Annotated in this window: 5 protein-coding genes; all 5 read right to left on the bottom strand. The window is 48.8% G+C overall.

What is annotated here, in order from left to right; all coding sequences use genetic code 11:
* Positions 1-52 precede the first annotated feature (52 nt).
* The 5 genes from pyrI to nrdB all read right to left on the bottom strand — a co-directional run bounded on the left by pyrI (position 53) and on the right by nrdB (position 4,714).
* Positions 53-511 (bottom strand): aspartate carbamoyltransferase regulatory subunit, encoded by a 459-nt coding sequence (gene pyrI / locus KDK15_RS16630; RefSeq protein WP_209202523.1) that lies wholly within the window; start codon positions 509-511, stop codon positions 53-55.
* Between the two features lie 10 nt (positions 512-521).
* Positions 522-1,454, bottom strand: a complete 933-nt coding sequence (gene pyrB, locus KDK15_RS16625) for an aspartate carbamoyltransferase (protein WP_257296509.1) — start codon at positions 1,452-1,454, stop codon at positions 522-524.
* A 382-nt stretch (positions 1,455-1,836) separates the two neighbouring features.
* Positions 1,837-3,066 (bottom strand): hypothetical protein, encoded by a 1,230-nt coding sequence (locus KDK15_RS16620; protein ID WP_257296508.1) that lies wholly within the window; start codon positions 3,064-3,066, stop codon positions 1,837-1,839.
* A 131-nt stretch (positions 3,067-3,197) separates the two neighbouring features.
* Positions 3,198-3,482: a class I ribonucleotide reductase maintenance protein YfaE gene (yfaE, locus tag KDK15_RS16615; protein WP_257296507.1), complete on the bottom strand. Its 285-nt coding sequence runs from the start codon at positions 3,480-3,482 to the stop codon at positions 3,198-3,200.
* Positions 3,483-3,583: 101 nt separating this feature from the next.
* On the bottom strand, positions 3,584-4,714 hold the full coding sequence (nrdB, locus tag KDK15_RS16610) for a class Ia ribonucleoside-diphosphate reductase subunit beta (RefSeq protein WP_257296506.1): 1,131 nt from the start codon (positions 4,712-4,714) through the stop codon (positions 3,584-3,586).
* Positions 4,715-4,904 lie beyond the last annotated feature (190 nt).

Here is a 4,904-nt window from a genome sequence, read left to right as displayed (position 1 = left end):
TCCAGCTGTCCAAAATGGCTGCGCAGCTCATATTTAGAAGGTGGAATTGGTATTATCTCAGCTCTGCCACAATTTCCTTGCTGAAGGACTTTTCGCAGTAGTGGCACTTCAACTGGATATCATGACTTTTCTGACGCAGGTAGAAATAGCTCTCCACCGGTTCATTATGAGTAATGCAATTAGAGTTGGGGCAGGCGAACGCGGCTCTCAGTGTTTTCGGAATGGCCATGGTGAACTTATCTACCACCCGGTAATCATCAATCACGTTGATGGTTGCACTGGGTGCGAACAGTGCCAGTTCATTGGCCTCCTGTTCGGTAAACATCCGTCCTTCGACTTTTATAATATCTTTGAAGCCCCGGGCTTTACTGGGCAAATTAAAGCCCACCGTAATACGCGCTTCACTGTTCAGCAGATGAAGACGATCGAGGATTTTTACTCCCTGTCCCGCCGGAATATGGTCGATGACCGTGCCCTGGCAGATGGCTTCAACCTGAAGTTTGTTACTCATCGATCGCTCCTCACATCTTGTCATCAAAGGATTCATTGAGAATCAGGGCCAGCAGCGCCTGACGGGCAAATACCCCGTTTCTGGCCTGTTCAAAGTAATAGGCATGGGGGGTTTGATCGACTTCAACGGCTATCTCATCAACCCTTGGCAACGGGTGCAGTACTTTCAGGTGTGCTGGTGCCTGTTTCAGGGTTTCATTGGTCAGCACATAGTTTGAGGCAATGTGCTTATATTCGGTCTCATCGAATCGCTCTTTCTGAACCCGGGTCATGTAGATGATATCCGTATCAGCAACCACTTCTTCCATGCTTTCCGCCCGACGACACCGGATGCCTTTTTCGTCCAATTCCTGCAGGATGTAGTCCGGCATTGCCAGTGCATCCGGGGCAATAAAATTGAATTCTGCGTTAAAGTGGGTCAGGGCCTGAGCCAGTGAGTGCACCGTCCTGCCATATTTCAGGTCACCGACAAAGGTGACTTTAAGGTTATCCAGTCGACCCTGGCACTCGCGAATGCTGAACAGGTCCAGCAGGGTTTGGGTAGGGTGCTGGTTGGAGCCGTCACCGCCATTGATAATGGGTACACTGGAGAATTCCGAGGCCAGCCGGGCAGCACCTTCCTGAGGGTGGCGCATCACCACCGCATCGGTATAGGAACTGATGATTTTGATGGAGTCAGCGAGGGTTTCCCCTTTTTTGGCAGAGGTGTTGCCACCGTCGGCAAAACCAATCAGGGTGCCTCCTAATCTTTGAACGGCTGTTTCAAACGAGAGGCGTGTGCGGGTGGATGCCTCAAAAAAACAGCTGGCAATCACTTTGCCCTGCAATAGACCGGGACGTGGCGTGTGTTTGAGTTCAGCAGCCACTTCAAGAATCTGTTCCATATCTTCCCGGGTAAGGTCTGCTATGGAGATAATGTTCCTGTTAAAGAACCTGTTTCCCATGGGGGTAATACCTGTCGCCTTTGGTCATTTTTTAAGTGAAAAAAAAGCCCCTGGATTAAGGGGCTTTTTTTTGCAATACAGATAAAGTGGTTAGCACCAGTAATAAGGATTCTGCTTTTTCTTTTGATTGACTGACGGTTTATGTGCAAGCGCAGTGTCATCGAAACTTTATCCTGGATGAATGTCTTTCAGATTAACTATTTTTGGTCAAACAGCCAGCTTTTCTGACGGGTAAAAGCAGTCCGGTTGGCAAATTGACTGGCATTTTACACTTCGACTGTCGTTGGTCAAGGGGCTTTCAGCTTTCTGGTCAAAGGTTGGTCGGTTTGACCAGAAACTGGCCAGTCCAGTCCCGATCATGCTCTTGCCTGGGGTTTGGTGATTACCAGGGGAAATCAAACATTAAATTTGCCTCAAATGCCCTCAGAACCGACTCTTTTGAGTGTAAGATCCAGATGCTGGTGACATAGTTATAAAAGGTGTCCAGCCAGCTGTCATGATGATTCAGCTGGTAGATATGTCGTATGTGAGGTTCAAGCCCGGTGGAGGGTATCTTCATACCGGCAACAACCACCTTGTTCGGTGGCAGTTTCCATCGGGAGTATCTGCTAAGCAGGTTATAGTCCTGTCCATGAAGAAAGCTGCCTTCAACATAGGAATGATGAATTCTGGCCAACCTGTCTTCAGGCATACCTGCCAACCAGCTTGGGTGAATGCCGTAGCTGTTGAAAATGTAGGCTTGCTCAATGGTTTCGGATATTGACATGGCTGCCTGAGCAATAGCGCCGCTGAAGGAGTAACCGGTTATCTCCAAGGAATGATTCGGATACATGATTTTAAGGGAATCAGCAAGATCGGCAATGTCTTGCAGGTGTTTTACCGCAAGAGAGCAGGGAGAGCTGACGCGGTGAGTGGGTTTTGATTGGGTAACCAGGCACTGGACAGCTTCACTGGATTTTTCACCGGAAAGGGCAAGAACGATCTTGTTCTGGGTATTGGCGTCAGATAAAGCGTCTTCATCTTCAGTCAGTTTAAATACCCTGACCCTTATATTCGAGTCCGGGATAGTGATTTGACCGATTATCTGGTGGCAGGTCTGGCCATATTTCCGGGTTTGCTCGCCGGTGGCAATAAAATGAGGCTGCCATTGCTCAGGGATGGCTCCCGGATACGCCACGAATTGAAAATTTTTGGAGCCGAGGTAAGAAAGCCTGAAAATAGCAAATATCTGTTTTTCCGGCTCCTCGGAGGTCAGGATCGCGTCCATTTCGGATAAATAGCTCATCAAGGCATAGGGGTAGCGCTCCAATAGCAGTTCAGAGGTGGCTATATAATCTACGGTTCTTCTTTTATCTGTTTGCTGTTGGTCGTTTTCGTTGGGCTCAGGAGTTTGGTCAGGCTCCATGCCAGGATTGGTTGGCACTTCTTGTTCTGGTTGTTCTGGTTGTTCTGGTTGTTCTGGTTGTTCTGGTTGTTCTGGGGTTTCTGGGGTGGCAGTCCATTCAGCCGTTATTCCAGACGCCTGTGGCGTGGTGTCGGCAATGGCGAACAAACTGAGAAAACATAACAGTATGGGAGCCGTAATTAATAGACGTATAGAGATATGATGCATAGGCTTTCCTGACCAATATCGAAAACTAGAGGTTAATACTTATGACCAGCAAAAGAGGCTAACGTTCAAATTTAAAGGTGTGTGGAATTAATCAAAGCGCCTGGTCCGCAAATGAGGGTGAAGTAACAGGCTCATAAGTTGTGTTTCTTCATTTTGCACCCGCCCGGGATTTCAATGGTTACGTCACTATTCAGCTGGCAGCAGCAGGTCAGTATTTTTCCTTCCGGAATAAAGGCGATGGGGGCGGTGGTATAGGTGACTTCACCATCCACAAGGGTTACCTGGCAGCTGCCACAAAACCCCTCACGGCATTGATACTCAATGTCGACATTTTCCTGCTCAAGCGCTTCCAGAAGCGTCAGCTCTTTACGGGGAATAAAGCTGAAACCTTCAAGAATCTTAACAATATGAGCCATGGTGTTTCGCCTGTATCAGCCAGGCCTGAAACAGGCCTGGCTATGGGACGTTTGGTATTGAAACTGCTTACACTTTTGTTGACAAATTTTTAACAGCGGACTTATAACGCAAAGTTACTGAAATCTTCAGACTGTACTTCGCTGTCTATTTGTCCAACCAGGTAGGAGCTGACTTCTACCTCCTGAGGCGCAACCTGAACGTTGTCGCTGTTAAGCCAGCTGTTCATCCAGGGCAGAGGGTTCTGTTTGATGGCAAATGCCGGTTCAAAGCCGACGGCAACCATCCGCTGGTTGGTGATGTATTCAACGTACTGGCCAAGAATGTCCCGATTCAGGCCAATCATGGAGCCATCACGGAACAGGTAGTCTGCCCAGTCTTTTTCCTGTTCTGCTGCGTCGATAAAGATCTGTCTGGCCTGGTCTTTCAGCTCGCGGGCAATCACCGCCATTTCCGGGTCATCATTGCCATCCGCCAGTAATTGCAGGATATGCTGGGTGCCGGTCAGGTGGAGAGCTTCATCACGGGCGATCAATTTGATGATTTTGGCATTGCCCTCCATTGTGGAGCGCTCGGCAAAGGCAAAGCTGCAGGCAAAGCTGACGTAAAAACGGATCGCTTCCAAAACGTTCACAGACACCACGGTGAGGTAGAGCCTGCGCTTCAGGTCGGTAATGCTGATATGGATTTCTTCCCCGTTAACGGTGTGTTTACCTTCACCCAGCTGATGGTAAAGGCTGACACCTTCGATCAGTGCGTCATAGTAGCGGGTGATATCCCTGGCGCGCCGGGTAATCGCTTCATTGGTTACGATATCGTCGAAGATACGGGCCGGTTCGTTAACGATATTGCGGATAATATGGGTATAGGAGCGGGAGTGGATGGTTTCACTGAAGGCCCAGGTCTCGATCCAGGTTTCCAGTTCCGGCAGGGAAACAATGGGCAACAGGGCAACGTTCGGTGAACGACCCTGGACCGAGTCCAGAAGGGTCTGGTATTTCAGATTGCTGAGAAAAATGTGCCTTTCATGATCGGGAAGCGCAGCAAAGTCACGTCGATCGGTTGAGAGGTCCACCTCCTCAGGGCGCCAGAAAAAGGAGAGCTGCTTTTCGATCAGCTTCTCAAAGATAGGGTATTTCTGGACATCATAACGGGATACATTGACATTACGGCCAAAGAACATGGGCTCCTTAGTAGCATTGAAGTGTTCCCGGTTAAATGTGGTGTATGTCATTGTTCGATTTGCCCCAATTCAGTGGTTTTCGCGCATGGTTTTCTGGTCGGCTTGTCAGCCTCCTGGGAGGCTGTCCGAGAATAGTCTGCCCTACTGCCGTTGCGATAAATTGGTCTAAAAATTCCTGTTTCTTCATCAAATAGCCCCGCTATTCTCCTCAGAATCAGAAATTTTTATCCTCAATTTCTCG

Source organism: Endozoicomonas sp. YOMI1, from assembly GCF_024606345.1.
Taxonomy (GTDB): Bacteria; Pseudomonadota; Gammaproteobacteria; order Pseudomonadales; family Endozoicomonadaceae; genus Endozoicomonas.
The sequence above is the reverse complement of the archived record's forward strand: the minus strand, read 5'-3'. Positions and strand labels throughout refer to the sequence as shown.

What these genes read in the sequence shown, in the direction of transcription:
- yfaE (WP_257296507.1), bottom strand. Translation starts at nt 3,482, where the DNA reads ATGGCTCATATTGTTAAGATTCTTGAAGGTTTCAGCTTTATTCCCCGT.
- pyrB (WP_257296509.1), bottom strand. Translation starts at nt 1,454, where the DNA reads ATGGGAAACAGGTTCTTTAACAGGAACATTATCTCCATAGCAGACCTT.
- nrdB (WP_257296506.1), bottom strand. Translation starts at nt 4,714, where the DNA reads ATGACATACACCACATTTAACCGGGAACACTTCAATGCTACTAAGGAG.
- KDK15_RS16620 (WP_257296508.1), bottom strand. Translation starts at nt 3,066, where the DNA reads ATGCATCATATCTCTATACGTCTATTAATTACGGCTCCCATACTGTTA.
- pyrI (WP_209202523.1), bottom strand. Translation starts at nt 511, where the DNA reads ATGAGTAACAAACTTCAGGTTGAAGCCATCTGCCAGGGCACGGTCATC.